Origin of the sequence: Lactiplantibacillus nangangensis, from assembly GCF_005405065.1 — a bacterium.
Classification (GTDB): Bacteria; Bacillota; Bacilli; order Lactobacillales; family Lactobacillaceae; genus Lactiplantibacillus; species Lactiplantibacillus nangangensis.
Map to the genome: position 1 here is coordinate 50,169 of NZ_BJDI01000010.1, position 25,996 is coordinate 76,164.

28 protein-coding genes are annotated in these 25,996 nt (G+C 44.3%); 25 read left to right on the forward strand and 3 right to left on the reverse strand.

Features of this window, described 5'->3' with window-relative positions:
* Nucleotides 1-212 precede the first annotated feature (212 nt).
* A complete protein-coding gene (locus tag FFM70_RS09390) occupies nucleotides 213-524 on the forward strand; it encodes a hypothetical protein (protein ID WP_137616598.1) in 312 nt (103 codons plus the stop codon).
* Between the two features lie 113 nt (nucleotides 525-637).
* Here FFM70_RS09390 and FFM70_RS09395 read toward each other — a convergent pair whose 3' ends face one another.
* Entirely contained in the window at nucleotides 638-928 is a 291-nt protein-coding gene (locus FFM70_RS09395) for a hypothetical protein (protein WP_137616599.1), read from the reverse strand.
* 257 nt (nucleotides 929-1,185) lie between these two features.
* Between FFM70_RS09395 and FFM70_RS09400 the strand changes: the two genes are divergently transcribed.
* The 8 genes from FFM70_RS09400 (at nucleotide 1,186) to FFM70_RS09435 (ending at nucleotide 7,873) form a co-directional block, all read left to right on the forward strand.
* On the forward strand, nucleotides 1,186-1,470 hold the full coding sequence (locus tag FFM70_RS09400; protein ID WP_137616600.1) for a hypothetical protein: 285 nt from the start codon (nucleotides 1,186-1,188) through the stop codon (nucleotides 1,468-1,470).
* A 40-nt stretch (nucleotides 1,471-1,510) separates the two neighbouring features.
* Nucleotides 1,511-2,125 (forward strand): DNA-3-methyladenine glycosylase, encoded by a 615-nt coding sequence (locus FFM70_RS09405; protein WP_137616676.1) that lies wholly within the window; start codon nucleotides 1,511-1,513, stop codon nucleotides 2,123-2,125.
* A 122-nt stretch (nucleotides 2,126-2,247) separates the two neighbouring features.
* Nucleotides 2,248-3,198: a 50S ribosomal protein L11 methyltransferase gene (gene prmA, locus FFM70_RS09410; RefSeq protein ID WP_137616601.1), complete on the forward strand. Its 951-nt coding sequence runs from the start codon at nucleotides 2,248-2,250 to the stop codon at nucleotides 3,196-3,198.
* Between the two features lie 12 nt (nucleotides 3,199-3,210).
* Nucleotides 3,211-3,963, forward strand: coding sequence for a 16S rRNA (uracil(1498)-N(3))-methyltransferase (locus FFM70_RS09415; RefSeq protein WP_137616602.1), 753 nt, complete (start codon nucleotides 3,211-3,213; stop codon nucleotides 3,961-3,963).
* Nucleotides 3,964-4,032: 69 nt separating this feature from the next.
* Nucleotides 4,033-4,371, forward strand: coding sequence for a hypothetical protein (locus FFM70_RS09420; protein ID WP_137616603.1), 339 nt, complete (start codon nucleotides 4,033-4,035; stop codon nucleotides 4,369-4,371).
* Nucleotides 4,372-4,451: 80 nt separating this feature from the next.
* The gene (locus FFM70_RS09425) at nucleotides 4,452-6,716 is read left to right on the forward strand and encodes a RelA/SpoT family protein (RefSeq protein ID WP_137616604.1); all 2,265 of its coding nucleotides are present in this window, start codon (nucleotides 4,452-4,454) and stop codon (nucleotides 6,714-6,716) included.
* A gap of 11 nt (nucleotides 6,717-6,727) precedes the next feature.
* A complete protein-coding gene (gene dtd / locus FFM70_RS09430; RefSeq protein ID WP_137616605.1) occupies nucleotides 6,728-7,174 on the forward strand; it encodes a D-aminoacyl-tRNA deacylase in 447 nt (148 codons plus the stop codon).
* A 78-nt stretch (nucleotides 7,175-7,252) separates the two neighbouring features.
* A complete protein-coding gene (locus FFM70_RS09435) occupies nucleotides 7,253-7,873 on the forward strand; it encodes an HAD-IA family hydrolase (RefSeq protein WP_137616606.1) in 621 nt (206 codons plus the stop codon).
* Between the two features lie 60 nt (nucleotides 7,874-7,933).
* On the opposite strand, the gene FFM70_RS09440 is transcribed toward FFM70_RS09435, so the two are convergent.
* A complete protein-coding gene (locus tag FFM70_RS09440) occupies nucleotides 7,934-8,782 on the reverse strand; it encodes an N-acetylmuramoyl-L-alanine amidase family protein (protein ID WP_137616607.1) in 849 nt (282 codons plus the stop codon).
* A 386-nt stretch (nucleotides 8,783-9,168) separates the two neighbouring features.
* On the opposite strand from FFM70_RS09440, the gene hisS reads away from it, so the two are divergent.
* From hisS to FFM70_RS09475, 7 genes are all read left to right on the forward strand, one after another.
* Nucleotides 9,169-10,446, forward strand: coding sequence for a histidine--tRNA ligase (gene hisS, locus FFM70_RS09445; RefSeq protein ID WP_137616608.1), 1,278 nt, complete (start codon nucleotides 9,169-9,171; stop codon nucleotides 10,444-10,446).
* A gap of 22 nt (nucleotides 10,447-10,468) precedes the next feature.
* The gene (gene aspS / locus FFM70_RS09450) at nucleotides 10,469-12,241 is read left to right on the forward strand and encodes an aspartate--tRNA ligase (protein WP_137616609.1); all 1,773 of its coding nucleotides are present in this window, start codon (nucleotides 10,469-10,471) and stop codon (nucleotides 12,239-12,241) included.
* An 88-nt stretch (nucleotides 12,242-12,329) separates the two neighbouring features.
* On the forward strand, nucleotides 12,330-12,866 hold the full coding sequence (msrA, locus tag FFM70_RS09455; protein ID WP_137616610.1) for a peptide-methionine (S)-S-oxide reductase MsrA: 537 nt from the start codon (nucleotides 12,330-12,332) through the stop codon (nucleotides 12,864-12,866).
* Between the two features lie 117 nt (nucleotides 12,867-12,983).
* Entirely contained in the window at nucleotides 12,984-13,859 is an 876-nt protein-coding gene (locus FFM70_RS09460; protein ID WP_137616611.1) for a YitT family protein, read from the forward strand.
* A gap of 181 nt (nucleotides 13,860-14,040) precedes the next feature.
* A complete protein-coding gene (locus tag FFM70_RS09465) occupies nucleotides 14,041-15,186 on the forward strand; it encodes a CDP-glycerol glycerophosphotransferase family protein (RefSeq protein WP_137616612.1) in 1,146 nt (381 codons plus the stop codon).
* A gap of 34 nt (nucleotides 15,187-15,220) precedes the next feature.
* On the forward strand, nucleotides 15,221-16,030 hold the full coding sequence (locus FFM70_RS09470) for an ABC transporter permease (RefSeq protein ID WP_137616613.1): 810 nt from the start codon (nucleotides 15,221-15,223) through the stop codon (nucleotides 16,028-16,030).
* Between the two features lie 87 nt (nucleotides 16,031-16,117).
* Nucleotides 16,118-17,014 carry a deoxyribonuclease IV gene (locus FFM70_RS09475; protein WP_137616614.1) on the forward strand — a complete coding sequence of 299 codons (897 nt, stop codon included), beginning with the start codon at nucleotides 16,118-16,120 and terminating at the stop codon, nucleotides 17,012-17,014.
* An 82-nt stretch (nucleotides 17,015-17,096) separates the two neighbouring features.
* Here the strand turns inward: FFM70_RS09475 and FFM70_RS09480 are convergent, their stop codons facing one another.
* Nucleotides 17,097-17,912 carry a pyruvate, water dikinase regulatory protein gene (locus tag FFM70_RS09480; RefSeq protein ID WP_137616615.1) on the reverse strand — a complete coding sequence of 272 codons (816 nt, stop codon included), beginning with the start codon at nucleotides 17,910-17,912 and terminating at the stop codon, nucleotides 17,097-17,099.
* 231 nt (nucleotides 17,913-18,143) lie between these two features.
* On the opposite strand from FFM70_RS09480, the gene rpsU reads away from it, so the two are divergent.
* From rpsU to glyS, 9 genes are all read left to right on the forward strand, one after another.
* A complete protein-coding gene (gene rpsU / locus FFM70_RS09485; RefSeq protein ID WP_137616616.1) occupies nucleotides 18,144-18,329 on the forward strand; it encodes a 30S ribosomal protein S21 in 186 nt (61 codons plus the stop codon).
* A gap of 43 nt (nucleotides 18,330-18,372) precedes the next feature.
* Entirely contained in the window at nucleotides 18,373-18,816 is a 444-nt protein-coding gene (locus tag FFM70_RS09490; RefSeq protein ID WP_137616617.1) for a GatB/YqeY domain-containing protein, read from the forward strand.
* A gap of 201 nt (nucleotides 18,817-19,017) precedes the next feature.
* Nucleotides 19,018-19,995, forward strand: coding sequence for a PhoH family protein (locus FFM70_RS09495; RefSeq protein ID WP_137616618.1), 978 nt, complete (start codon nucleotides 19,018-19,020; stop codon nucleotides 19,993-19,995).
* 12 nt (nucleotides 19,996-20,007) lie between these two features.
* On the forward strand, nucleotides 20,008-20,487 hold the full coding sequence (gene ybeY / locus FFM70_RS09500) for an rRNA maturation RNase YbeY (RefSeq protein WP_137616619.1): 480 nt from the start codon (nucleotides 20,008-20,010) through the stop codon (nucleotides 20,485-20,487).
* Nucleotides 20,471-20,884: a diacylglycerol kinase family protein gene (locus FFM70_RS09505; RefSeq protein WP_137616620.1), complete on the forward strand. Its 414-nt coding sequence runs from the start codon at nucleotides 20,471-20,473 to the stop codon at nucleotides 20,882-20,884. The genes ybeY and FFM70_RS09505 overlap by 17 nt, the downstream gene beginning before the upstream one ends.
* 20 nt (nucleotides 20,885-20,904) lie before the next feature.
* On the forward strand, nucleotides 20,905-21,810 hold the full coding sequence (gene era / locus FFM70_RS09510; RefSeq protein ID WP_171002347.1) for a GTPase Era: 906 nt from the start codon (nucleotides 20,905-20,907) through the stop codon (nucleotides 21,808-21,810).
* Between the two features lie 29 nt (nucleotides 21,811-21,839).
* The gene (gene recO, locus FFM70_RS09515; protein WP_137616678.1) at nucleotides 21,840-22,616 is read left to right on the forward strand and encodes a DNA repair protein RecO; all 777 of its coding nucleotides are present in this window, start codon (nucleotides 21,840-21,842) and stop codon (nucleotides 22,614-22,616) included.
* 285 nt (nucleotides 22,617-22,901) lie between these two features.
* Complete coding sequence (gene glyQ / locus FFM70_RS09520; RefSeq protein ID WP_137616621.1) at nucleotides 22,902-23,801, forward strand: glycine--tRNA ligase subunit alpha; 900 nt, start codon at nucleotides 22,902-22,904, stop codon at nucleotides 23,799-23,801.
* Nucleotides 23,801-25,882: a glycine--tRNA ligase subunit beta gene (gene glyS, locus FFM70_RS09525; RefSeq protein ID WP_137616622.1), complete on the forward strand. Its 2,082-nt coding sequence runs from the start codon at nucleotides 23,801-23,803 to the stop codon at nucleotides 25,880-25,882. The genes glyQ and glyS overlap by 1 nt, the downstream gene beginning before the upstream one ends.
* Nucleotides 25,883-25,996: the final 114 nt, after the last annotated feature.

Below are 25,996 nucleotides of genomic sequence, written 5' to 3' on the forward strand. Positions count from 1 at the left end.
AAGAGCGGTACTAGGATTGTGTGAGCAGGCCTAATACCGCTCTTTTTGTGACTCGACCGGCAATAATTTTTTGAGATTGACTTATCAAGCAATCGTGATATGCTGAGCTTGAAGTGAGTGCCATCGATTGATTTGACACATGGTTGGATGACTGAATTGGTTGAGGTTACCAATGATGGGGTAACCTGCAAATTCCTAGGGGGGTGTGGTGCATGTCAACAGTTTACCCGAAGGCCGTCAAAGTTTGGATGGCGGCTAATTTATTACAGATCGAATTTGAAAATGGTCAGACCAGATTCATGCGAACACATTATATTGATGATTATGTTTCAGCTTGGTCACCTAAAAAAGGGCGTGGTAAGCGCCTTAATCTATGGATTGCACCTACTTGGGAATGGTTGGGTGCCAACGCTCGGATTGAAAAAGATGGCACGGTGGTTTTATTTGCTAAGGACAGCTATACGCCACAAGAACTTTGGGAAAACAGTCAGTCCGAAATTAACTTGGTATCTGGTGTGAAGTAAGTCATGCCAAAAATTAACGTCAATTGCAAAAGGGATTAGCCAGCACAAAGAATGCTGGCTAATCCCTTTTTGAATAGTACAAATAATAAAAATTATTTAATTGTAGCTAGCAATTAGCCCCAATTATTTTGCATATATGGTAGCTTCAGCAGGCCATCGGCGGCTGGGTCAGCGTTACCAATTGTCTTGAGATGCCAATTGCCTTGCTCATCTTGAGTGGCAACGATCTTTTTACGCTTGCCTTCACTGTTCTTATAAAAACAATTTTCACTATCTGCACCGATTTCACGAGCTAACACGCGGTTTGGAATAATATAACCGTCGGCGGTTTGAAACTGTTCAATTTGATCAACACTGGTTAGTTCGCTGTGTCCCCGTTGGTAAATCTTTTCGATTAATGTCATAACAATATCCCCTTGTAAAAAATAAACTTCCTAACTAAAAGTAGTTTAGCATAATTATTTTGATTATTAATAGGAAATCAATGTGGTTTAGTGAATATTCAAGAATTAAAACAGGTTTCTTGCCTAACCAGTGGTGAATTGATACAATAAGTGTTTAAAATCTGTTATAATATCTTTCAGACCTAACGGAGTGGAACTTAGTTAATTGAGTTCCTTAAAATCAATCAATTTCACATTGTGAAGGAGAGATCAACGACATGTTAAAGCGCACGAAACAGTATTTGCGATCGATCAATTATGATTACGATAAGACATATATCCGACCGCTAATGGTTCCCGACAGCGTTTACGTGTTGAAATTCGGTAAGGACCATCGTAATAATCGCGTGGTCGTGAAGTATAGTCATACTTGGACTGGACGCGTTAAAATTAATGAGATTGCCTTACGTCTGCACAAGCAGAAGCACCCTCGAATTTTTAAACACGAAGCGGATATGCTCAAGTACTTAAATAAACGTTTAACTAGGAAAGTGGCTGATTAGCCGCTTTTTTTGTTATCACTAGGAGGTGACATGTGTGCAAATGGCGACATTTTTAAGTGGCCGGCCAACGCCACAAATTGCGGCAGACTTGTTGGGCAAGCAACTTGTTTTAAAGACCAGTCAAGGTGAAATCCGGGCATGGATCACAGAGGCCGAAGCCTATTTGGGCGCCCAGGATGCTGGCGCACACGCGTTCAAAAATCATCAGACGGCCCGTAACGCAGCGTTGTGGTTGCCGGCTGGGACGATTTACATTTATCAAATGCGCACCCAGTTTTTGCTAAATCTGGTCACGCAAGCAGCTGGCACGCCTGAATGTGTGCTGATCCGAGGAATTGAACCGGCTACTGGTCTGGCCCTAATGCAGCGCAATCGACCAGTGCCACTTGAAAATCTGACGACTGGTCCTGGCAAACTCATGCAGGCGTTGGGCCTAGACAAGCAATTGAATGGCACACCGCTTTCGGATGAGACGCTTGCACTCGATCTAACGGCAGCGCGCCGGCCGGCCAAGATAATGAGTAGTGCGCGTATCGGCATTGTGAACAAGGCAACTTGGACGACGGCACCGTTGCGCTATGAGGTGAGTGGTAATCCGTTCGTTTCAAAGCGCCGAAAGCGTGATATTGATATTGAGCATCATGGCTGGTGTTGAGTGGCATTAGCATGATGACTTAACATTGGATGTTTTTTTGCAGTATTGGATGTGTTTTTGCGTCTTGTGCTGGTTTATTGGTAGAATAGACTAAATTGAATTTTCCAAGGAGGAAGCCCAATATGAAATGGACTGAAGTAACTGTTAGCACTTCCAATGAAGCGGTCGAAGCAGTTTCAAATATTTTAATGGAATCAGGAGCGAGTGGTGTCAAGATTGATGATGCCCTTGATTATCAAAATTTGAAGCCGGACCGTTACGGTGAAATTATTGACTTAGCAACGATTCCGCACATTACCGAAGGGGCTAAGATTTCGGCGTATTATCCCGAAACGGTCTTTGTCCCAGAAATTATTCCCACGATTAAACAACGGGTAGCCAAACTGGCCGAATTTGGCTTGAATCCACAGCCAGCTGAAGTCAGTATGGCGGACTTGTCTGATGAAAATTGGGCAACGGCTTGGAAAAAGTATTATCATCCCGTTCGTGTGACGCGCTACTTAACGATCGTGCCCAGTTGGGAAAGTTATCAACCAACCCAACCCGGTGAATTGGTCTTAAAACTCGATCCTGGAATGGCTTTTGGGACGGGAACACATCCTACCACGAAGTTATCCTTGCAAGGTCTTGAAACGGTTATTAATGGTGGCGAACACCTCATTGATGTCGGCACTGGTTCAGGAATTCTGAGCATTGCGGCGAAGGCCATGGGTGTCGGTGAAGTTGAAGCCTATGATTTGGATGAGGTGGCGGTCAAGTCAGCTCAAGCTAACTTAGACTTGAATCCCGTCGCGGCCGATATCAAAGTGGCTGCGAATGATTTGCTTAAGGGCATTCAGACGCAAGCGGACATCATTGTGGCCAATATTCTGGCTGAAATTATTATCCCGTTAGTGCCACAAGCAAAGGCGAACTTAAAACGGGGTGGCTATTTTATTACCTCTGGGATTATTGATGATAAGTTTCAAACAGTATTGGCCACAATCAAGACTGCCGGTTTCCAAATTGCACAGCACACGCAGATGGGTGATTGGCACAGTATCGTGGCTTACTTGCCTACTGAAGAAGATTAATGGAGGCCGAGCATGCAGCGTTATTTTTTAACTGAGACTGTTGCGACAACTGCTGGGACGCAATTTGAGCTGACGGGTGAAAGTGTTCATCATTGGCTCAAGGTCATGCGCGCCCAACCGGGTGATGAAGCTGAATTTGTGACGCTCAACCAACAAGTTGTTATTGGCAAGTTGGCAAGCAGTACGGCAACTACTGCGATGGTAACCGTTGTCGCTGTCACACAGCCAAATGTCGAATTACCGCTTGAAGTAGTGATTGCCTGTGGGGTCTCCAAGGGTGATAAGACAGAACAAATCGTCCAGCGCGGGACCGAGTTAGGCGCGGCTGGCTTTGTGTTCTTTGATAGTCAGTACGCTGTCGCAAAATGGGCTCCAAATAAACGTGATCGGAAATTGACGCGGTTAGCTAAAATTGCCCAAGGCGCTGCTGAACAGTCGCACAGAACGGTCATTCCAACGGTTGACTATCAGCCTAATTTATCGACGTTGATTCAGCAAGTGCCACATGATGCGGGCGTCGTGGCTTGGGAAGAATCTGCCAAGCAAGGTGAGAGTAGTCAGTTAGTCCAGACATTGAACAAAATGCAGTCGGGACAACGGTTATTGGCGATTTTTGGTCCAGAAGGCGGCTTGACTGCTGAAGAAGTTAGCGCTTTAAACCAAGCAGGGGTCGTGTCGGCTGGTCTCGGGCCACGAATTATGCGGGCAGAAACGGCGCCAATGTACCTACTTAGCGCGATTTCTTTTTCGCAAGAATTAGTGTAATTTCACGGTCGGTGGTGTAAAATAAATAATCATAGTCATTAAGCATTTAAGGGTAAGTGAGGGATCAGTGTGACGGAGAAATTTCGTAAATTTAGCGGCCAGTACTGGTTGGTAGCGATCGTCGTTGGCGTTGGGCTACCCTGGCTATTAAAGTTATTGAGCGTCAGTCGATTCCATCAAATCGTCTGGTTGCTATTTTGCTTTGACTTTATTATTTCAATGATCGTTGGCTGGCAAATTCGCCGCACCGCGCGAACGGGCTGGTTAATTTGGCTGCTACCAATATTTTGTTTACTTGGTCTCTATCTATTTTTCCCAGAGTACGTTTACTATCTCGCAATTGTCGATTTAGGACTGTCGTACTTAGCTTACGGGATGGCCGCACCTCGTGAAACAGAACGGGATTAGCGGTAGGCAAGGCACGTCGGGTGGTTAACGAACGTGCCTTTTTATGAAACTAAAATTTTGAGAAATCGTGGTGAGATTGTATGCCAAAACAACCGACTTGGACTGCTGAAGACGTGCTGAATGCGGTTCAAAAGTATATGAATGCCGATCACGTGGCGCTGGTGAAACGTGCCTGTGATTTTGCGACTTATGTGCATCAAGATCAAATCAGACAATCTGGTGAACCTTATATCATGCATCCAATTCAAGTTGCCGGTATTTTAGCCGACTTGAAAATGGACCCAGAAACGGTTGCTTCCGGTTTCTTGCACGATGTTGTTGAAGATACCGGGGTCACTCTGGGTGATGTCGAAGAATTATTCGGTCATGATGTGGCTGTCATCGTGGATGGCGTCACAAAATTAGGTAAGATTCGCTATAAATCTAATAAAGAACAATTGGCCGAAAATCATCGTAAACTCTTGCTTGCGATGTCTAAAGATATTCGGGTCATGATCGTCAAATTGGCCGACCGCTTACATAATATGCGGACTTTGCAGCATCTCCGGCCAGATAAGCAACGGCGCATTGCCAATGAAACCTTGGAGATCTATGCGCCGATTGCTGATCGTCTTGGGATTAGTACCATTAAGTGGGAACTCGAAGATATTTCCCTGCGGTATTTGAACCCGCAACAATACTATCGCATTGTCCATTTGATGAATTCCCGGCGTGAAGACCGCGAAAAATACATCGAAATTGCGATTCAGGACATTCAAAAAGCGTTAAAAGACTTAAAATTACCGGAAGCTGAGATTTATGGTCGGCCCAAACACATCTATTCGATTTATAAAAAGATGCGTGATAAGCATAAGCAATTCAGTCAGCTCTATGATTTGCTGGCGATTCGGGTCGTTGTTGATTCCATTAAAGACTGTTATGCGGTGTTAGGGGCGATCCATACGCAATGGAAGCCGATGCCAGGACGCTTTAAAGATTACATCGCGATGCCGAAAGCCAACATGTATCAATCTTTGCACACCACCGTCGTTGGTCCAGAAGGCAAGCCACTTGAAATTCAGATCCGGACGTACGAGATGCATCGGGTCGCTGAATATGGGGTTGCGGCGCATTGGGCTTATAAAGAAGGTAAACGCGACGAAGTTCAAGCAACGAAGTCTGGTAACAAGCTTAATTTAGTTAAAGAAATTATCGAACTGCAGGATGAAAGTAAAGATGCCGCCGACTTCATGGAAGGTGTCAAGGGCGATCTCTTTAGTGATCGGGTCTATGCGTTTACGCCTAAAGGTGATGTCACCGAATTGCCTAAGGGTGCTGGACCACTTGATATGGCTTATTCAATCCATACGGAAGTCGGCAATCATACGACTGGTGCGAAAGTCAATGGCAAAATCGTCCCACTAGATTATCAAATCAAAAATGGGGACATTGTCGATATTTTAACTTCGACGAGTTCAACGGGGCCAAGTCGTGACTGGCAAAAACTCGTTTATACTCGGCGAGCACGCAATAAGATCAAGCAGTTCTTCCGGAATGCTGACCGGGAGGAAAATATCATTACCGGTCGGGAATTATTAGACAAGCAGCTGCGCGACTTTGAATTTAATCCTAAAGACGTGATGTCCAAGGAAAAACTAGATGCTGTTGCGAAGAAAATGCATTACAGTGGTGAAGATGACTTATTTGCGGCCTTAGGTTTTGGCGATGTGCAACCAGTTGGTATCGCCAATCGTTTGACTAATGATGTGCGAAAACAGCGTGAAGCCGACCGACAACGTGAACGTGAACGGGCAATCCTAGAAGAACACCATGAACAATCAACGAAGAAAAAGGTGAAGGATCAGCAGGACGAGAAGGAACGCAATGATGACAAGCGGAAGAAAGTTTCTTCTTCCGGTGGGGTCATTATCCAAGGTGTCGACAACTTGCTTGTCCGACTGAGTCATTGTTGTTCACCGATTCCTGGTGATGAGATCGTTGGTTACATTACCAAGGGTCGGGGGGTCTCTGTACATCGAATCGACTGTCCCAACGTCAAGAGTGCTGAATCACAAGGTGAACGCTTGATTGAAGTTGAATGGGAAGATCCAGAAGGCGACCGCACGAATTATAATTCTGATCTTGAAATCCAGGGTTACAATCGGAATGGTATGTTGAACGATGTTTTGAAGGTGATCAATAACAACACGAAGTTCCTCACGAATGTGAACGGGAAAGTTGACCATAACAAGATGGTGATTATTAGCGTTTCGTTGGGGGTTCGTAATTTGGATCATCTTCAACGAATTATCGATAGTCTTAAAAATGTTCAAGATGTGTATGTCGTCGAACGGAAGATGTTTTAGGAGGTTAACGCGTGCGAGTTGTTTTACAGCGAGTTAAACAAGCCCAAGTAACGATCGATGATCAGTTGCATGGGGCAATTGACCAAGGCTTCGTGTTACTAGTGGGGTTTAAAGATGGCGATGGCCCAGATGAACTCACTTACTTGACTCACAAGATTTTGAATTTGCGGGTCTTTAGCGATGCGGCCGGTAAAATGAATCTGAACTTACAACAAGTTGGTGGGGCCATTTTATCGATTTCACAGTTTACGTTATATGCGGAGACCCGTCATGGCAATCGGCCGAGCTTTACGGCGGCTGGTGACCCACAACGGGCGGCGCAACTATATGACCAATTCAATCAACAGCTGGCGGCAACTGGGGTAACCGTCGCGACTGGTGAATTTGGCGCTGACATGCAAGTGGCCTTGGTCAATGATGGTCCCGTGACCATCTGTTATGATACTGATCAAAAATAGATTTGAGTTGAAGTGACACCAAACGGTCACTTCAACTTTTTGGCTAATACAACAATATAATTATGGGGGATATATTTGATGAAAGAATTTATTTGGGATTTTGATGGCACACTCATGGACACTTATCCAGCAATGGTCGCAGCCTTCCAACGGGCAACCCAAACGTTAGGTGGGACGATTGCTAAAAATGAGACTTATCAGCTGATGCGTCAAGAATCAGTTGGCTTTGCGGAACGCGTCGTAGCTGAACGTTATGGTTGGCAATGGCAAGATTTACGAGCTGGTTATCAGCGTTATGAACCAGCCTTGCAGGCACCGCAAGCATTTGCAGGTGCTGCGGAAGTGCTAGCCGCAATTAAAGCGGTTGGTGGGCACAACTACTTAATGACGCATCGTGATCGCCAAGCCTTGGATTATTTGGCTCAGGCAGATTTGAAACGTTATTTTGATGATGCTGTCACTGGTGAGCAGCCGTTTGCACGCAAGCCGGATCCAGCTGCTTTAGATTACTTATTAGACAAGCATGCCGTTGATCGATCTCAAGCCGTCATGGTTGGGGATCGAAATCTCGATATTGATGCTGGGCACAACGCCCATATTGCGGGGTACTTGTTTGATCCCGACAGCCTGATTAAGGTGACGAGTCACCCAGAAGTTCAAGTGGCCAGCTTGGCTGAGTTATTGCCATTGGTCAAATAGCTTTAAATTCAACTAAAAACCGTCGTCAACTGGTATGTTGGCGACGGCTTTAGTTTGGCGTTATTGACCGGCAAAGTAACTTGTTAAGCCCGCATAGACGGCATGTGCCACCTCATTGGGGTATTTTTGCGAACTGATGGTTTTAAAGTCCGCTTTATCATTAATATAACCGAGTTCCATCAGCACGGCCGGAACTTGATTGTCACGAATAACTAAGAAATCACCAAATGCGATCCCGCGGCTTTTAATTGGCAGTGATTGCACGTCACTGCTCAAGGCTTTGGCTAAGCCGAGTGACGTCGACTTGTGGTAATAGTAAGTCGTGATCCCAGAGCCTTGGTTCTTTTCTGGTGAACTGTCAAAATGGAAACTGATGAAAGCATCTGCATGCAGCTTGTTAGCGATGGCCGGGCGGGCACTTAGGCCGACATACTTGTCGGAGTCCCGAGTTAGGACGACGTGTGCACCGGCGGCTCGTAACCGCTTAGCGACGGCGTTAGCGACTCGCAAAGTATAGGTCTTTTCCATTTTACCTTTGCTAGAAAGCGCCCCAGAGTCAGAGCCACCGTGCCCAGGGTCGATGACGATCGTGGCTTCGGAGATTTTAGTCGTTTTAGTTAACTGTGTATTGTGTTCATTGACCAGCCAACTGGCGATCCAGCCAAATTTGTGGTCGGCATAACGAACGTAGAGCCAATTGCTTTTCCGACGCACGATATGAACCTTGGTGCCTTTGGTAGTCGCATCCGTGATGGCATAACTCATCCCAGGTCCTTCACGGATGTTGACATTTGCGATGTTGACCACTGCGGTATTATGCGTGGCTAAGACAAAAATGAACCCAGCGATGAGCCCAATGAAAATAAGTGAAATTGTTATTTGACGCCAAAAATGTTTGAGAACTTGCATGGGAGTCACCAACTAAGTTTAAATAAAATTTTCATACCCAAAATAGTATACCAAAAAAAAGCATGACCGACTGCTAATCAGATTAATTTTAAGTGGGACCGTTGACTTTTAGACCAAAATCGTGTAACTTTAACCATATATTAATAAATCGACCGCAGAGAAAGTATGAGCATTGTGCAACGCTTTAGCTAGAGACCGGTAGTGCTGAGAATTCCGGATTGCGAACAATGAGGAGACGCTTTTGAGGTGAACGTAAAAGTTCCGCCTGTTATTAGTACAGACGTTATCAGTTAGTGCTCGTAAAGGTGGTACCGCGCAAAAAAGCGCCCTTGGATAAACAAACAAGGGCGCTTTTTTTGTCGATTTTAATTGAAGGAGGAAATCAAATGAGATATCAACGGCCAAAAGGCACCGCAGATATTTTGCCAGGTGATAGTGAAAAGTGGCAATATGTTGAACAAACCGCTCGTGAACTTTTTAAGACTTATCAGTTTAAGGAAATTCGCACGCCAATTTTTGAAAATTTTGAAGTTTTCTCCCGTTCTGCTGGGGATACTTCTGATATCGTCACAAAAGAAATGTACGATTTCCATGATAAAGGTGATCGGCATGTGACCTTACGTCCTGAAGGGACCGCGGGGGTCGTCCGGGCGTTTGTTGAAAACAAGTTGTATGGCCCCCAAGTGCTCAAGCCGTATAAGGTTTATTACATGGGACCCATGTTCCGTTATGAACGACCACAATCTGGTCGGTTACGTGAATTCCATCAACTCGGTGTCGAAGCCTTCGGGAGTGAAAGCGCCGCATTGGATGTCGAAGTCATTGCAATGGGCTATAACTTATTGAAAAAGTTTGGCTTGAATGATTTGAAACTGGTTATTAATACTTTAGGGGATCAACAGACCCGTGATGACTATCGTCAAGCGTTGATCGACTACTTGGAACCACATTTCGAAGAATTGAGTGACGATTCCAAGGCTCGTTTACACAAGAATCCATTGCGTGTCTTAGACAGCAAGGCTGAACAAGATCAAAAATTTGTCGCGGATGCGCCATCGATTTTAGATTACTTGACGCCAGAAGCGAAAACGCATTTTGACCAAGCTAAAAAGTTCCTAGATGCTCTAGACATTCCTTATGAAATCGATGCGACGATGGTGCGTGGCTTGGATTATTATAATCACACGATTTTTGAAATCATGACGCATTCGAAGGCATTAGGTCGTGGCTATACGACAATCTGTGCCGGTGGCCGTTATAACGGGTTGGTTAAAGAACTCGGTGGTCCTGAAACTTCTGGGGTTGGTTTTGGTCTTGGTGTAGAACGGTTACTTGTTTTGATGGACGCTGAAGAAATTGACTTTCCGGTAGATGATCATTTAGACGTCTACGTGGTCGGAATTGGCGATGAAGCCAGTGCGACAACTTTGAAACTCGTTCAAGCGGTACGTGCCGCTGGCTTGACTGCTGAACGGGATTACTTAGATCGTAAACCGAAAGCCCAATTTAAGAGTGCTGATCGCTTGAACGCCCGTTACACGATGACGGTCGGTGAGAGCGAATTAGCCAATGGGATGGTCAACTTGAAGTCGATGGCAACTGGTGAAGAGACCCAAGTTGCGATGACAGCCGTCTTTGACGATGTTAAAAACCTTTTAGCTTAATCAATAAGGAGGAATTGAATTTATGAAACGAACCACTTATGCTGGCCTAGTTAACGAAGCTTATCTTGGCCAAGAAGTCATGTTACAAGGTTGGGTGCAAAAACGTCGTGACCTTGGTGGCTTGATTTTTATTGATCTACGCGACCGTGAAGGCATTCTACAATTGGTCTTCAGTCAAGAATTCTCAACGGATGCGCTGGCTGTTGCGGATCAATTACGGAATGAATACGTGATCGAGGTCCAAGGTAAAGTTGTTAACCGGGCTGAAAATGCGATTAATCCGAATATGAAGACAGGTAAAGTTGAAGTTGAAATTCACGATGTTAAAATCTTGAACAAGGCTAAAACCCCACCTTTCTATATTCAAGATGACATCAATGTTTCTGATGAATTACGGTTGAAGTATCGTTACTTAGACTTACGGCGGCCAGAAATGCAACGAGGCTTAAAGATTCGTAACGGCATCACCAAAGCGGTTCACAGCTACTTTGATGACAATGGCTTTTATGATATCGAAACGCCATTCTTGACTAAGTCAACGCCTGAAGGGGCCCGGGATTATTTGGTGCCTTCACGGGTTTATCAAGGCCATTTCTATGCGTTACCACAATCACCACAATTATTTAAGCAATTGTTGATGGGTGCCGGTTTTGACCGTTACTATCAAATTGCACGTTGTTTCCGGGATGAAGATCTCCGTGGTGACCGCCAACCAGAATTTACCCAGATCGATATGGAAACGTCATTCTTATCAGCTGAAGAAATCCAGTCTTATACTGAAGGCTTGATCCAAAAGGTCATGAAAGATGTTAAGGGAATTGATGTTCCGGCACCATTTAAGCGGATCACTTGGCATGATGCCATGAGTCGTTTTGGTTCTGACAAGCCTGACGTGCGTTTTGGGATGGAATTGAAAGATATGTCGGCTGTCATGGCTGATACTGATTTCAAGGTCTTCTCTGGCGCTATCAAGAATGGTGGCTTCGTCAAAGCCATCGCCGTTCCAGGTGGGGCTGACAAGTATTCACGTAAAGCTATTGATGCGTACGGTAGCTACGTTGAACGTTTTGGTGCTAAAGGGTTAGCTTGGATGAAAGTGACTGAGGATGGATTTAGCGGCCCAATTGCTAAGTTCTTCAAGGATGACTTTGACGCCATCACCAAAGCCGCAGATGCCAAACCAGGTGATTTACTCTTATTTGCCGCTGACAGTTTCAAAGTGGTTTCTGAAACGCTTGGTTACTTACGTAAAGCCATTGCCAAGGAACAAGGCATGATTGATGAAAATCAATACGCTTACCTTTGGGTCGTTGACTGGCCACTCTTCGAATACGATGAAGGAATCGAACGTTGGGTACCAGCACATCACCCATTCACGATGCCAAACGAAGAAGACGTTCATTACTTAAACGAGGGCGAAGATCCACATAAAGCGCATGCGCAATCTTATGATATCGTCTTAAACGGCTATGAATTGGGTGGCGGTTCGATCCGTATCCATACTCGTGAACTACAAGAAAAGATGTTCAAGGCGTTAGACTTCACTAAAGAACGTGCGCAAGAACAATTTGGCTTCTTACTAGATGCTTTAGACATGGGCTTTCCACCGCATGGCGGTTTAGCAATTGGTTTGGACCGTTTTGCCATGTTACTTTCTGGTAATGACAATATTCGTGAAGTCATCGCGTTCCCTAAGAACTCGAAGGCTTCTGAACCAATGACTAATGCACCAGCTGAAGTTTCAGAACGACAATTACAAGATTTAGCTTTGTTTGTGACGAAACCTAAGGACTAGGTTGATTAAAAGTCCGTCCAATCTTTCGACTGGACGGGCTTTTTGTTTCATGTTAGATTTAAATTAAAATTTAATTGGAGTGATTCTCATGAAGAGCGAAACAGCCATTTTTGCCGGCGGGTGTTTTTGGTGCATGGTCGCACCATTTGATCAGCAACCAGGGATTATCAGTGTCGTTTCAGGTTATACCGGTGGTCACACTGTTAAGCCAACTTACGAACAAGTTAAAGCGCACAAAACGGGCCATACGGAAGCGGTCAAAATCACCTTTGATCCGGAAAAAATTTCTTATCAGGACTTGGTTGAAATATACTGGCATCAAACAGATCCAACCGATGCCATGGGGCAATTTCAAGACCGTGGTGATAACTATCGGCCGGTGATCTTTGTGGCTGATGACACGCAGCGCGCGATTGCCACGGCTTCAAAAGCGGCGCTACAAGCTTCCGAGCGCTTTGAAAAGCCGATCGTAACGGCAATCGAATCCGTCCAACCGTTTTATCCAGCCGAAGCCGAACATCAACGTTTTTACAAAAACAACCCAGTTGTGTTTGCTGCCCAAGAAGCTGGTGGGCGTGCCGACTTTATTGCTAAAAATTGGGACAAGCTGCCGAAGGTCGACTGATTTGCATTGCAGTCTAGTGAGAAGCGTTAAACTTTCGAGTGAAATCGGGCAAAAGCTGTTTACCACAGTTTAGACATGTTAGAATAACGGAGACATCATATAAAGGAGCACACAACAATGACCGATTTTCAGCAGTTGACCCGTCGTCATCGTGATGTGACGAAAGCGTCAACGGCGTTTATCTATGCGATTTTAGTTTCCGTCGCCATGAACTTTTTTTGGACCCCGGGCCATATCTATTCATCAGGGATTACGGGGTTAGCCCAATTAATTAATAGTTTGATGGGCAAATTCTTAACCGTCCAGTTGTCGACGGCGTTATTGCTATTTTTATTGAATGTGCCAATGTTTATCATTGCTTGGCGCCAAATTGGGCATCGTTTCACCGTCTTTACCTTCTTAGCGGTCGCTTTATCCAGTATTATGATCAAGGTGGTTGCGCCAGAAGGGCTGACACATGATCCAATTATCTGTGCAATCTTTGGTGGTGCAGTCAACGGTTTTGGGACTGGGACGGCGCTGAAGAATGGGATCTCAACCGGTGGCTTAGATATTATTGGCATCGTGTTGCGGCGTAAAACAGGTCGTAGTATTGGGACCATCAATATGGCGTTCAATTCGATTATTGTCATCGCGGCGGGCTTTGTGTATGGCTGGCCGTATGCGTTTTACTCTGCCTTGGGATTACTAGTCAACGGTCGGGTGATCGATATGACTTATACCCGTCAGCAAAAAATGCAGGTCATGATTATTACGAGTCGGCCCAATACGGTCATTGATAGCGTTCAAAATCGTATTCGTCGCGGGGTAACGATCGTGCATAATGCCGAGGGTGCCTACAAACATGATGATAAAACGATTTTATTTACTGTAATTACGCGTTATGAAATGTCAGAATTAACCGCAGCGATGGCGGAGTCCGATCCGCATGCGTTTGTCAGCATTTCCGATACCGTCAAGATTCTCGGGCGCTTTTATGAGCCGGAGCCTTGACTCGGTCAAAATAAGACTGTTCCTCAGAAAAGGGTTTCAGAAATGACTTAAAATTTCTGAAACTTTTTTTGTCGTTGGACACTGGTCACAAGCCATTTGATAATCATTAAGCTTTTATAAATTTCAAAGGTTAATAATATAAATATGCTATAATACACTAGTTGTTTAGACGGATGAAAGGGTGGCTCGCTTGAAGAAAACCATTTACTTATGGCTTGTCAAACTCGTTTCGTGGTTGACACAGTTTAAACGGTCTCAAACCGTTGTTTATTTAATGAGTTTTGCCGATAATTTAGATTTCATTGAACAGTTACACCAGACGGTTGGTGATCGTTTAGTGGTCTATTATTACCCGGCAGCTCAAGTCGGTGCAGCTCAGTTATTACCAGCTGGGATCAAGATCCGGCCGTTTCATGATTCAATTCGTTTTGCCTTGACCGGGGTACCGGTACTGACTCAAGCAGCCGATATTTATTGTGATAATTACTTTGCTTTCACGGCGGGTTTAAAACGTCACCGGTCACAACGGGTCATTCAATTGTGGCATGCAAATGGGGCGGTTAAAGCGTTTGGTTGGGGTGACCCGCAGACTCGCCAGCGGTCACAAGCAGATCAGCATCGTTTTCAGCAGGTCTATGATCAACTGACGGATTATGTGGTTGGTTCGGCTAAGATGGGTCAGGTCTTTGCAGACAGCTATCACGTGCCCGCTTCACGGATGCACGTCTTGGGCTATCCACGTTCAGATCGTTATCGGCGTTCGACTTGGGTCACAACGACGCGGACCGCAATTTATCAACAACATCCCGAGTTACGGGATAAGGACGTGATCTTGTATGCCCCAACTTATCGTGCTGGGGTGACATTTAGCTTGCCACAAGACTTTGCGGACTTGCAACTGGGCCCAAATCAAGTCTTAGTTGTGAAATTGCATCCGCATTTGGCGGCACAAGCCCAGCAGCTTTATGAACGCTATCCGAACTTGATCACCTTAGTATCTGAATTCAGTACCGATGAGCTGTTAACGGTCACGTCGACGCTGATCAGTGACTATTCGTCCGTTATTTTTGACTATGCGCTCTTGCCAAATTGTCAAAAAATGGTATTCTATGTTTTTGACTGGCAAAACTTTCAACAGGCGGTCGGATTACAAGCTGATTTTAAGCAATGGGCACCGGGGCCGTTGGTCACTAATATCACCGAACTCAATCGGGTGTTAGCGGCGCCGGCAGAGCCACTCCAATTGACAAAATTCAATCAATTGTGGAATACTCGTAATGACGGTAACGCGACGAAGCGCACCTTAGCTTATTTTTATCAGCAATAAACCAATTTAGGAATAGATAGGGAGTGTCAGCGCCTTGAAAGAGGTAGTTTCGATTATTAAGGAACAATTCCAGAACTGGGGAATTATTTGGCGGATTTCCAATTATGAAGATCAAGCCAGTTATCAAAACCATTATCTGGGATTGGCATGGGAATATTTATACCCATTAATTCAGATTGCAATTTACTGGATCGTCTTTAGTGGCGGTTTCAAAAAAGGTAGCAATCTTAACGGCGTCTCATACTTGATGTGGATGGTCATTGGGATTACACCTTGGTTCTTCATGAATCGAGCCGTGTTGGATGGTTCCAAGAGTATCTATCAACGTGTCAACATGGTTTCTAAAATGAAGTTCCCAGTTTCGGTCTTACCATCGATTCGAATCGTGGGTAACTTGAATTCTTTCTGGACGATGTTAGTTTTCTCGATTGCTTTGGGCTTCTTTAATGGGATTTATCCATCATTGGCTTGGTTACAATGGATCTATTATTTCTTTGCAATGATGTGTTTGATGTTTGCCTTGAGTATTTTTAACTCGACCGTTTCGGTACTTGTCCGTGACTGGCAAATTTTGCTTCAATCGGTCATGCGGATGTTATTCTACTTGTCCGGCGTCCTCTTTAATTTCCAAACGACTGGTTTTCCAGCGCCGTTTGTGCGAATCTTAGAGTTGAATCCCTATTGGTACATTATTTCTGGCTTCCGGGAATCGATGTTCCAACAAAGCAGCTTATTTGATCGCCCAATTCTAACGTTGATTTTCTGGGGCATTGTCCTGTTCTTCTTGTTAGTGGGCTCACACTTACATTACAAATTCCGTTCACGTTTCGTGGATATGATTTAATAATAGTTGACTTGTCTGACGGACTGGTCAAAAATGAACTCATTGCGACTTGCGGTGAGTTCTTTTTTTAGAAAACGGAGGATAATTATGCTGAGAATTGGATCACATGTTTCGATGAAAGCCCCTGATATGTTGCTGGGTTCGGCCAATGAAGCGGTCAGTTATGGGGCAAATACGTTTATGGTTTATACGGGCGCGCCTCAGAACACCCGGCGCAAGCCAATCGATGAGTTGAATATTCCTGCTGGCCAACAAGTCATGGCTGAACATGATTTAAAGCAGATCGTGGTTCATGCGCCCTACATTGTGAACCTTGGTAATACCAAGAAGCCGGGATACTTTGATTTTGCGACCGACTTTTTAGCGCATGAAATTGAACGGGCTGAAGCGCTTGGTGCGACCCAACTGACGTTGCATCCTGGCGCACATGTGGGGGCAGGTGCCGACGCAGCCATTGCGCAAATTGTTAAAGGCCTCAACGTCGTGATTCGACCAGAACAAACGATTCAAATTGCACTAGAAACGATGGCAGGTAAAGGGACCGAAGTGGGTCGCAGTTTTGAAGAACTGGCGCAAATGATCGATGGCGTGACTTATAATGAAAAACTATCGGTTACTTTTGATACTTGTCATACGAGTGATGCTGGTTACAACATTAAGGATGATTTTGATGGTGTCTTGAATGAGTTTGATCATATTATTGGGGTGGATCGGTTAAAAGTGATTCATCTGAATGATTCTAAGAATCCGCAAGGCGCCCATAAAGACCGGCATACGAATATTGGGATGGGCACGATTGGGTTTGCCGCCTTGAATCAGGTCGCACATCATCCCCAACTGGATGGGATTAGTAAGATTCTTGAAACACCTTACGTTGGCGAAGATAAGAAACATCAGTTGCCACCGTATAAATATGAAATTGCAATGTTACGCGCAGGTCAGTTTAATCCTAATTTGATTGCTGATATTGAAAATCAAGCTTAAAGGACAAGTAGGTAACGTGGTTCTAAGAGCCGAAACTAAAAAAGATTGGCGACCAAAATTAGTCGTCAATCTTTTTTAGTTGCTATTGGTTGGCTTCGTTGTAACCGAGACTTTCAGTAATCAAAGTTGCGGTTTCTTCAATCGATTTGTTAGCCACGTTAATGACTAAACAACCGATCTTTTTAAAAATTTTATCGGCCGAAGCTAACTCTTCTTTGATTTTATCGGTGTTGGAATACACGGTATCCGGATTTAACCCGTATTGAACCATCCGTTGCCGCCGAATGTCGTTCAGCTTTTCGGGATCGTTCGTTAAACCGAAGATTTTCTTAGGATCAACTTGCCAAATTTCATCAGGGATTTGGGCTTTCGGAACTAGTGGCAAATTAGCGACTTTTAAGTTTCGGTTGGCCAAATATAGGGATAATGGTGTTTTGGACGTCCGCGAAACACCTAGTAACACAACGTCGGCTTCCAAAAAGCCGGTGGGGTTCTTGCCATCGTCATAAGTGACTGCAAATTCAATGGCATTGATACGGTCAAAGTAATTATTATTTAAAGCGTGGACGGTCCCTGGATGGTTTGCAGGCTGTGTATGAGTGATGCCAGAGAAAGTATCCAATGCAGGTGTCATGACATCATAGTAGGGTAACTCGTTGGCTTTACAAAATTCATTTGCCATTTGACTTAACTTGCGATCAACAAAGGTATAAAACACCCCGGCATTGTCTCGTTGGGCTTGGGCGAGGACCGTTTTTAAAAGTGAAGCGGTTCGGACAAACGGAAAACGCTGATAGTTAATTTCAAAATCGGAAAATTGCGCCGCGGCGGCTTGAGCCACTGAATGGGCCGTTTCGCCGATTGAATCTGATAAAATGAAGATCTTAATTTCTGGCATCATTTAAACCCCGTTTCATAGTTGAGAATGTCTCTAGTGTAGCATAGGCATGGGGTTATGAAAACGATTTACTGCCCGGAATAATCGTTTTAATTAAGATTATTTTTATTATTCTAAAAACTTTCATTGACGGGGTTTTATGATTTATGTATAATTTACTAGAACAGTTGTATTATGTAAGGTTACATAATTTGACGGTTACTTTTTAAGCTCGGAGGGAGGGAATTTATTATGGCAAAAACAGTCGTTCGTAAAAACGAATCTCTTGATGATGCTCTTCGTCGCTTTAAACGTACCGTTTCAAAAAGTGGTACTTTACAAGAATACCGCAAACGGGAATTTTACGAAAAACCAAGTGTGAAGAAGAAGTTAAAATCTGAAGCAGCGCGGAAGCGTAAGAATCGTCGTTTCAAGTAATTAGTATTTCGATACTAGCGCTTGAATTCGAGGAGGGTACCCAATGAGTTTAACAGAAACACTCAATGGTGATCTTAAAGCTGCGATGAAAGCACGTGATAAGCAAAGCCTCAGTGTTTTGCGGATGCTTAAGTCAGCATTAATGAATGAAAAGATTAATGCTGGGCATGATTTAACTGCCGATGAAGAAGTGAGCGTGATTTCACGTGAATTGAAACAACGGCGCGAATCATTAAGTGAATTCGAAAAGGCTGATCGTCAAGATTTAGTTGACGGCATCAAAGCTGAAATTGCGATTGTTGAAAAGTACATGCCTAAGCAATTGTCTGACGATGAAGTCAAACAAATTGTGGCTGACACGATCCAACAAGTCGGTGCAACCGGCAAAAGTGATTTTGGTAAAGTGATGGGTGCTGTTATGCCTAAGCTGAAAGGCCAAGCTGACGGTAAACTTATCAACCAAACAGTTAAATCATTATTGAATTAACGGTTAAGTCAAGGAAGTGATTCCTTGGCTTTTTTTGTGTCGTGATATTGTGACTGCCAAGGAAGGCGAAACTGGTAGGGCTGGGGCTTTTATGCTATGATTAATTAACAAAAGCACGCTAAAATTCCCTAGTGACGATGGGAACGTCGTGATGGTTCTGACCCTAGGTTGGGACATTAAATCTGTCGAAAAAAGGAGTCCATGTTTTTGACTGAAAACTCAAAATATGAACAAAAGTTTCTCATGACTGATCCTGGTCAATCAGTTGCGTTACTTGGACCGGAAGATCAGCATCTCGCTATGTTAGAAGATGGCCTACACGTCAACCTTCATGTTTTTGGTGATCAAATGACCATTAGTGGTGATGATGAAGAAGCTGTTCATAAAACTTATGCTGTTTTAGAAAATTTAACGAGTTTAATTAAGCAAGGTATTCAGATTGGCGCCCCAGATGTCATCAGTGCTATCAAAATGGGCAATCGTGGCACACTGGACTACTTTAAAGACCTGTATGCTGAAACGTTGATCAAGGATAACCGGGGGCGGCCAGTTCGTGTCAAAAACTTTGGTCAACGTCAATATGTGCAAGCGGTCGCTAAAAGCGATATTACGTTTGGCATTGGCCCAGCTGGGACTGGGAAGACGTATTTAGCCGTCGTCATGGCGGTTGCAGCACTCAAACGTGGCGATGTTGAAAAGATCATTCTCACGCGACCGGCTGTTGAAGCTGGCGAAAGTCTGGGCTTCTTGCCAGGGGATTTAAAGGAGAAAGTTGATCCCTATTTGCGCCCAATCTATGATGCGCTGTATGAAATTTATGGTGCCGAACATACGCAACGCTTGATGGATCGGGGCATTATTGAAATTGCACCGTTAGCGTATATGCGTGGTCGGACACTTGATCGGGCGTTTGTGATCTTAGATGAGGCTCAAAATACGACTAATGCGCAAATGAAGATGTTTTTAACGCGACTTGGTTTTGGCTCGAAAATGATCGTCAATGGCGATATTTCTCAGATTGACTTGCCACGTAATACGACGAGTGGGTTGATTCAGGCGGAACGGATTTTGACTGGCGTCAGTGATATTAATTTTGTGAAATTTACGGCTGATGACGTGGTTAGAAATCCAGTCGTGGCGAAGATCATCACAGCTTATGAAAAAGTAGAACAACGTTAAACGGAGGCACGCATGGATTTAGAATTGTATGATCAAACCGTGGCAGGCGCGCGAACCGAGGATTTGCAGTTGGTCCGTGAGTTAATTGCTTTGGCAGGTAAAACGTTAAAGCTCCGCGATGATACTGAAGTTTCAGTAACTTTAATGAATAATGATGCGATTCAAAAAATTAATGAGGAATACCGGGGGGTGGATCGCCCAACGGATGTCATTAGTTTTGCGATGCATGATGATGACGAAGATGACTTGATTGTGATGGATCCTGAGATGGCGGCGGAAATGCCACTGAATTTAGGCGATATTATGATTTCAGTCGATAAAGTCGACGAACAAGCGGCCTTTTTGAAGCATTCACGTGAACGTGAATTGGGTTACTTAGTCGTACACGGTTTCTTACATTTAAATGGCTATGACCATATGCAACCAGCAGATGAAACCGCAATGTTTGCACTACAACGAAAGATTCTGGATGCGTATGGCCTCAAAAAATAAACCAGATCAACCGCAAGTTGGGAAGAATCACTCATTTTGGCAGTCGTGGTTGCATGCCTGGACAGGGTTAAAAACGGTTGTTCGTGAAGAGCGCAATATGCAGACACACATGGTCTTGGGTGCGGTCGCGTTACTAGCGGGTTGGTTTTTCGGTTTAACGATCAATCAATGGTTATGGTTGTGTTTGGCAATTTTTCTCGTGATGTTGTGCGAGATCAATAACACGATTGCGGAGAATATTTGTGATTTGGTCACTGGACCACACTATCATCCGTTAGCCAAAAAAGTTAAAGATATTGCAGCTGGTGCGGTCGTGTTTGCGGCCGCGTTTGCGGTGCTAGTTGGGCTGATTCTATTTGTGCCTAAGCTTTGGCAAGTCGTTTCAACTTGGTGGTAAGAAAGGGAATAACATATATTATGGATAAACAAGATTTTCACTCTGGCTTCGTTGCCATTATTGGCCGGCCGAATGTTGGTAAGTCGACACTATTGAATCGAATCGTTGGCCAAAAAGTGGCTATTATGTCTGATAAGGCGCAAACGACTCGAAACCGGATTCAAGGAATTTATACGACTGATGACTCTCAGATGGTCTTCATTGACACCCCTGGGATTCACAAGCCACACAGTCGCCTTGGCGACTTTATGGTGAAGTCGGCGCTCTCAACATTAGGTGAAGTTGATGCGATCATTTTCATGATCAATGCCGACGAACGTCGCGGTGCTGGGGACAATTTCATCATTGATCGGCTAAAAGAAGTAAAAAAGCCGATTTACCTAGTTATTAATAAAATTGATCAAATCCATCCAGATCACCTATTGGAAATTATGGATCAGTATCAAGATGCTATTAAATGGGAAGATATTTATCCAATTTCAGCCTTAGAGGGGAACAACGTGCCGGAACTATTAGCCACGTTGCAAGCTAAGTTACCAGTTGGGCCACAATATTATCCTTCTGACCAAGTCACCGACCATCCTGAACGGTTCATTATTTCAGAATTGATTCGTGAAAAAGTCTTGGAATTAACACGCCAAGAAGTGCCGCATTCAACGGCCGTGGTCATTGAGTCGATCAAGCGTCAAGATGAAGAAAAGATTCATATCCAAGCGACGATCATTATCGAACGGTCCTCACAAAAAGGGATTATTATCGGTAAAGGTGGTAGCATGCTGAAGAAGATTGGTTCCTTAGCTCGTCGTGATATTGAACGGTTATTAGGGGACAAAGTTTATTTGGAATTATGGGTCAAAGTCCAAGAGAATTGGAAAGACCGCGAAAACTTGTTGGCCAGCTATGGCTACCGGCAAGATGATTATTAGAATCGTTAGGTGAGGACATGGCCCAACAGATGGTCGCTAATTTCAACGGGATCTTACTGTATCGGCGTGACTATCGTGAACGGGACATGCTGATCAAGTTTTTGACCGCTGAATATGGCAAAAAAATGTTTTTCATTCGCGGTGCCCGGCGGCGTGGCTTTAAAATGGCTGCGGAATTACTGCCGTTTACGATGGGTGAGTATGTTGGTGACTTAAAAGATCAGGGCTTGTCCTATATTAATAGTGTCAAGACCGTTCAATATTTTGAGCAGATCAGTCAAGACATTAGTTTGAACGCCTATGCCACTTATATCATGAATTTAATTGATGTGGCTTATCCAGATAATCAGCCGGTAGGTCGGTGGTACCAACAGATGACCAGTGCCTTGCAGTTGATTGATCAGAATATTGCGCCGGCAATTGTGGCGAATGTGGTCGAAGTGCAATTGTTAGGGGCTTTCGGGGTTGCGCCGGAGCTTAGATGGTGTACAGTCTGTGGTCGCCAAGATTTGCCGTTGGATTATTCAGAAAGTTATGGCGGACTTCTTTGTCAGCAACATTGGCATTTAGATCCCCATCGCTTGCATGCGAGTCCCGCCACGATCTTTTATCTCCGTCGTTTCTCGGTGCTGGATCTGTCAAAGGTTCATTCGATTAAGGTCAAACCAGCGACAGCAAAACAACTTCGACGGGTGCTGGATGAAATTTACGACAATTCAGTCGGAATACATCTAAAGTCCAAGCGGTTTATTGATCAAATGGGCAGTTGGTATCAACCACTCAAGCCGCGTTCAAACGATAATTGACAAACGTGAGTGAGTCGACTATGATGATGAAGAACTGAATAGTTAAGTGTTGATGAGAGAAAATTATCGGTTGCTTTTTTTAGTGAGACCACGCTGGTGGAAAGTGGTCAGAAGTTAGGATAATTGGCGCTTTCGGAGCTTAGATCAAATTAATCAAGCTGCTGAGGTTACTCAGAAGTAGGGTGGAACCGCGATTTAAATCGTCCCTATGTCGTTTTTAGTGAACGGCAGGGGACTTTTTTTGTGGAATTAAACTAGTCAGTCACAAATTTTGGGAGGAAGAACATGAGCAAAAAGTTATCAGTGCAAGAGATTATCTTAACCTTGCAAGAATTTTGGTCAGATCAAGGTTGCATGTTGATGCAGGCTTACGATACAGAAAAAGGGGCCGGGACGATGAGTCCATATACGTTCTTACGGGCAATCGGTCCAGAGCCTTGGAATGCCGCCTACGTTGAACCGTCACGGCGGCCAGCTGATGGTCGTTATGGGGAAAACCCTAACCGGCTATACCAACATCATCAGTTCCAGGTGGTCATGAAGCCTTCACCTGAAAACATTCAAGAACTTTATTTACAAAGCTTGCAAAAATTAGGCATCAACCCCTTAGAACATGATATTCGTTTCGTTGAAGATAACTGGGAAAACCCTTCAATGGGTTGTGCCGGTGTTGGTTGGGAAGTTTGGTTGGACGGGATGGAAATCAGTCAGTTTACTTACTTCCAACAAGTTGGTGGCCTAGAAGTTGATCCAGTTACTTCAGAAATCACCTATGGGCTCGAACGGTTGTCTTCTTATATCCAAGACGTTAATTCCGTCTTTGATTTGGAATGGGGCGACGGGGTCAAGTATGGTGATATCTTCTTGGAACCAGAATTCGAAAACTCAAAATATGCCTTTGAAGAAAGCAATGAATCGTTATTATTGATGTTGTTTGATGAATATGAAAAAGAAGCTAAAAAACAAATTAAGAATGGGTTAGTGCATCCCGCTTATGACTATTGTTTGAAGTGTAGCCATACCTTTAACTTGATGGATGCCCGTGGGATGGTCTCAGTAACGGAACGTGCTGGCTACTTGGATCGGATTCGGAACATGGCTAAATCGATTGCCAAAGAATTTGTGGCGCAACGTGAAAAACGCGGCTTCCCACTGTTAAAACATGCAAAGGAGGAAACGAAGTAATGGCTAAAACTTATTTATTAGAGATTGGTTTGGAAGAAATGCCCGCGCATGTCGTCACGCCAAGTGTTTTACAGTTGAAGGAACGTTTTGCAAAATTCTTGAAGGATGAACGATTGGCTTATGAGGACATCAAAACATTCTCAACGCCCCGTCGTTTAACGATTCAAATCGAGGGTTTAGCTGACAAACAAGCTGATGTCAAAAAAGAAGTCCGTGGGCCAGCTAAAAAGATTGCTCAAGATGCGGATGGTAACTGGACGAAAGCTGCGATTGGCTTTTCTAAGGGCCAAGGGGCGTCAACGGACGATATCGTCTTTAAAGAAATTAAAGGGACCCCATACGTCTTTGTTCAGACCTTTACGGCTGGCAAATCAGCGAAGGATGTTTTGGCTGGCGTCAAAGAAGTCATCACCAAGATGAACTTCCCGACGATGATGAAATGGTCAACCTTTAGCTTTAAGTATATTCGGCCCATTCGTTGGTTGGTTTCATTGTTAGACGATGAAATTGTGCCAATTGAGATTTTGGACGTTCAGGCTGGACGCACCAGCCGCGGTCACCGTTTCTTAGGCCATGACGTTGAAATCAAGACCGCAACGGACTATGAAGCTGATTTAGCCGACGTCTTCGTGATTGCTGATGCCGCTAAACGGAAAGCCAAGATTCGTGAACAAATTGCGGCCTTGGCGACTGCGCATAATTGGCAGATCAAGGTCAATGAGGATCTGTTGGAAGAAGTCAACAATTTAGTTGAATATCCAACGGCGTTCGCTGGTGATTTTGAAGCGAAATATTTACAAATTCCTGACGAAGTTTTGATTACGTCAATGCGGGATCATCAACGGTTCTTCTATGTCACGGATGCCGACGATAATTTATTACCACACTTCGTCTCAGTTCGTAACGGGAATGCTGAAAACTTGCAAAACGTGGTGTTAGGGAATCAAAAAGTCTTAACGGCGCGGTTGGAAGATGCGGCTTTCTTCTACCATGAAGATCAACAAAACTCAATCCAAGCCTATGTTGAACGGCTTAAAAAGGTTAGTTTCCATGATAAGATTGGGACTATGTATGAAAAAATGCAACGGGTCATGTATATCAGTGGCTTCTTAGCTAACCAGTTTGGACTGACTGAAGCTGAAAAGAATCAATTGCACCGAGCAGCTCAAATTTACAAGTTCGATTTGGTTACTGGGATGGTCGGCGAATTTCCTGAATTACAAGGTGTCATGGGTGACAAGTATGCTGTCTTGAAGGGTGAAGACCCAGCCGTTGGTCAAGCGATTCGGGAACATTATATGCCAGTCAGTGCCGATGGTGACTTACCAAAATCTAAAGTTGGCGCCGTGTTAGCGGTCGCTGATAAGATTGACTCCATCACCAGCTTCTTTGCAGTTGGTTTGGTACCAAGTGGGTCAAATGATCCATTTGCCTTGCGTCGTCAGGCCTTTGGGATTGTGCGGATCGTACGTGACCAAGGTTGGGACTTCCCAATTCGGAAGTTTGAAGCTGAAATTCAGCATGAATTACAGGCACATGATGCGACCTATGATTTAGACTTTGCTAAGCAAGATCAGCCAGTCGCTGACTTCTTGACTGACCGGGTCAAGCAATGGTTTGGTAATCAAAAGATTCGTTATGACATTGTGGATACGGTCGTGAAGGGCCAACGTCAGGATATTCGTGAAATGTTTAAAGCAGCGGATGTTTTGAATGCCCACCAAGATGATCCACAATTCAAGGATACGATCGAAGCCTTGACCCGTTTACTACGGATCACCGCGAAAGCCGATATCGATGTTAACGATTTGACCGTTGATCCCGCCTTGTTTGAAAATGACGCTGAACAACAGTTATACGATGCTGTCGAAGCGTTACAAAAGACGGTGACGCCAACAATGTCCATGGATGACCGTTTCAAAGCCTTGGCAAACTTACGGCCATTGATCGTCAATTACTTTGAAGCCACGATGGTGATGAGTAAAGACGACCAGATTCGTGACAACCATCTGAAGCAACTTTTGATTATTGCGAACATGGTTAATGTCATGGGTGACTTGAACCAATTAGTCGTTAAATAGCAATTATCAGTGTACAATAGAAGGAATCCACTGGGAACTAGGTTCGCCAGTCGGATTCCTTTTTGTCACCCAATGAATTGACACAGACTTGACAAATATGTCTAATAAGTAAGA

What these genes read in the sequence shown, in the direction of transcription:
- hisS (WP_137616608.1), top strand. Translation starts at nt 9,169, where the DNA reads ATGAGATATCAACGGCCAAAAGGCACCGCAGATATTTTGCCAGGTGAT.
- aspS (WP_137616609.1), top strand. Translation starts at nt 10,469, where the DNA reads ATGAAACGAACCACTTATGCTGGCCTAGTTAACGAAGCTTATCTTGGC.
- FFM70_RS09400 (WP_137616600.1), top strand. Translation starts at nt 1,186, where the DNA reads ATGTTAAAGCGCACGAAACAGTATTTGCGATCGATCAATTATGATTAC.
- FFM70_RS09490 (WP_137616617.1), top strand. Translation starts at nt 18,373, where the DNA reads ATGAGTTTAACAGAAACACTCAATGGTGATCTTAAAGCTGCGATGAAA.
- FFM70_RS09475 (WP_137616614.1), top strand. Translation starts at nt 16,118, where the DNA reads ATGCTGAGAATTGGATCACATGTTTCGATGAAAGCCCCTGATATGTTG.
- era (WP_171002347.1), top strand. Translation starts at nt 20,905, where the DNA reads ATGGATAAACAAGATTTTCACTCTGGCTTCGTTGCCATTATTGGCCGG.
- FFM70_RS09395 (WP_137616599.1), bottom strand. Translation starts at nt 928, where the DNA reads ATGACATTAATCGAAAAGATTTACCAACGGGGACACAGCGAACTAACC.
- FFM70_RS09425 (WP_137616604.1), top strand. Translation starts at nt 4,452, where the DNA reads ATGCCAAAACAACCGACTTGGACTGCTGAAGACGTGCTGAATGCGGTT.
- FFM70_RS09505 (WP_137616620.1), top strand. Translation starts at nt 20,471, where the DNA reads ATGGCCTCAAAAAATAAACCAGATCAACCGCAAGTTGGGAAGAATCAC.
- prmA (WP_137616601.1), top strand. Translation starts at nt 2,248, where the DNA reads ATGAAATGGACTGAAGTAACTGTTAGCACTTCCAATGAAGCGGTCGAA.
- FFM70_RS09390 (WP_137616598.1), top strand. Translation starts at nt 213, where the DNA reads ATGTCAACAGTTTACCCGAAGGCCGTCAAAGTTTGGATGGCGGCTAAT.
- FFM70_RS09480 (WP_137616615.1), bottom strand. Translation starts at nt 17,912, where the DNA reads ATGCCAGAAATTAAGATCTTCATTTTATCAGATTCAATCGGCGAAACG.
- FFM70_RS09415 (WP_137616602.1), top strand. Translation starts at nt 3,211, where the DNA reads ATGCAGCGTTATTTTTTAACTGAGACTGTTGCGACAACTGCTGGGACG.
- FFM70_RS09405 (WP_137616676.1), top strand. Translation starts at nt 1,511, where the DNA reads ATGGCGACATTTTTAAGTGGCCGGCCAACGCCACAAATTGCGGCAGAC.
- glyS (WP_137616622.1), top strand. Translation starts at nt 23,801, where the DNA reads ATGGCTAAAACTTATTTATTAGAGATTGGTTTGGAAGAAATGCCCGCG.
- ybeY (WP_137616619.1), top strand. Translation starts at nt 20,008, where the DNA reads ATGGATTTAGAATTGTATGATCAAACCGTGGCAGGCGCGCGAACCGAG.
- FFM70_RS09460 (WP_137616611.1), top strand. Translation starts at nt 12,984, where the DNA reads ATGACCGATTTTCAGCAGTTGACCCGTCGTCATCGTGATGTGACGAAA.
- recO (WP_137616678.1), top strand. Translation starts at nt 21,840, where the DNA reads ATGGTCGCTAATTTCAACGGGATCTTACTGTATCGGCGTGACTATCGT.
- rpsU (WP_137616616.1), top strand. Translation starts at nt 18,144, where the DNA reads ATGGCAAAAACAGTCGTTCGTAAAAACGAATCTCTTGATGATGCTCTT.
- FFM70_RS09440 (WP_137616607.1), bottom strand. Translation starts at nt 8,782, where the DNA reads ATGCAAGTTCTCAAACATTTTTGGCGTCAAATAACAATTTCACTTATT.
- glyQ (WP_137616621.1), top strand. Translation starts at nt 22,902, where the DNA reads ATGAGCAAAAAGTTATCAGTGCAAGAGATTATCTTAACCTTGCAAGAA.
- msrA (WP_137616610.1), top strand. Translation starts at nt 12,330, where the DNA reads ATGAAGAGCGAAACAGCCATTTTTGCCGGCGGGTGTTTTTGGTGCATG.
- FFM70_RS09435 (WP_137616606.1), top strand. Translation starts at nt 7,253, where the DNA reads ATGAAAGAATTTATTTGGGATTTTGATGGCACACTCATGGACACTTAT.
- FFM70_RS09495 (WP_137616618.1), top strand. Translation starts at nt 19,018, where the DNA reads ATGTTTTTGACTGAAAACTCAAAATATGAACAAAAGTTTCTCATGACT.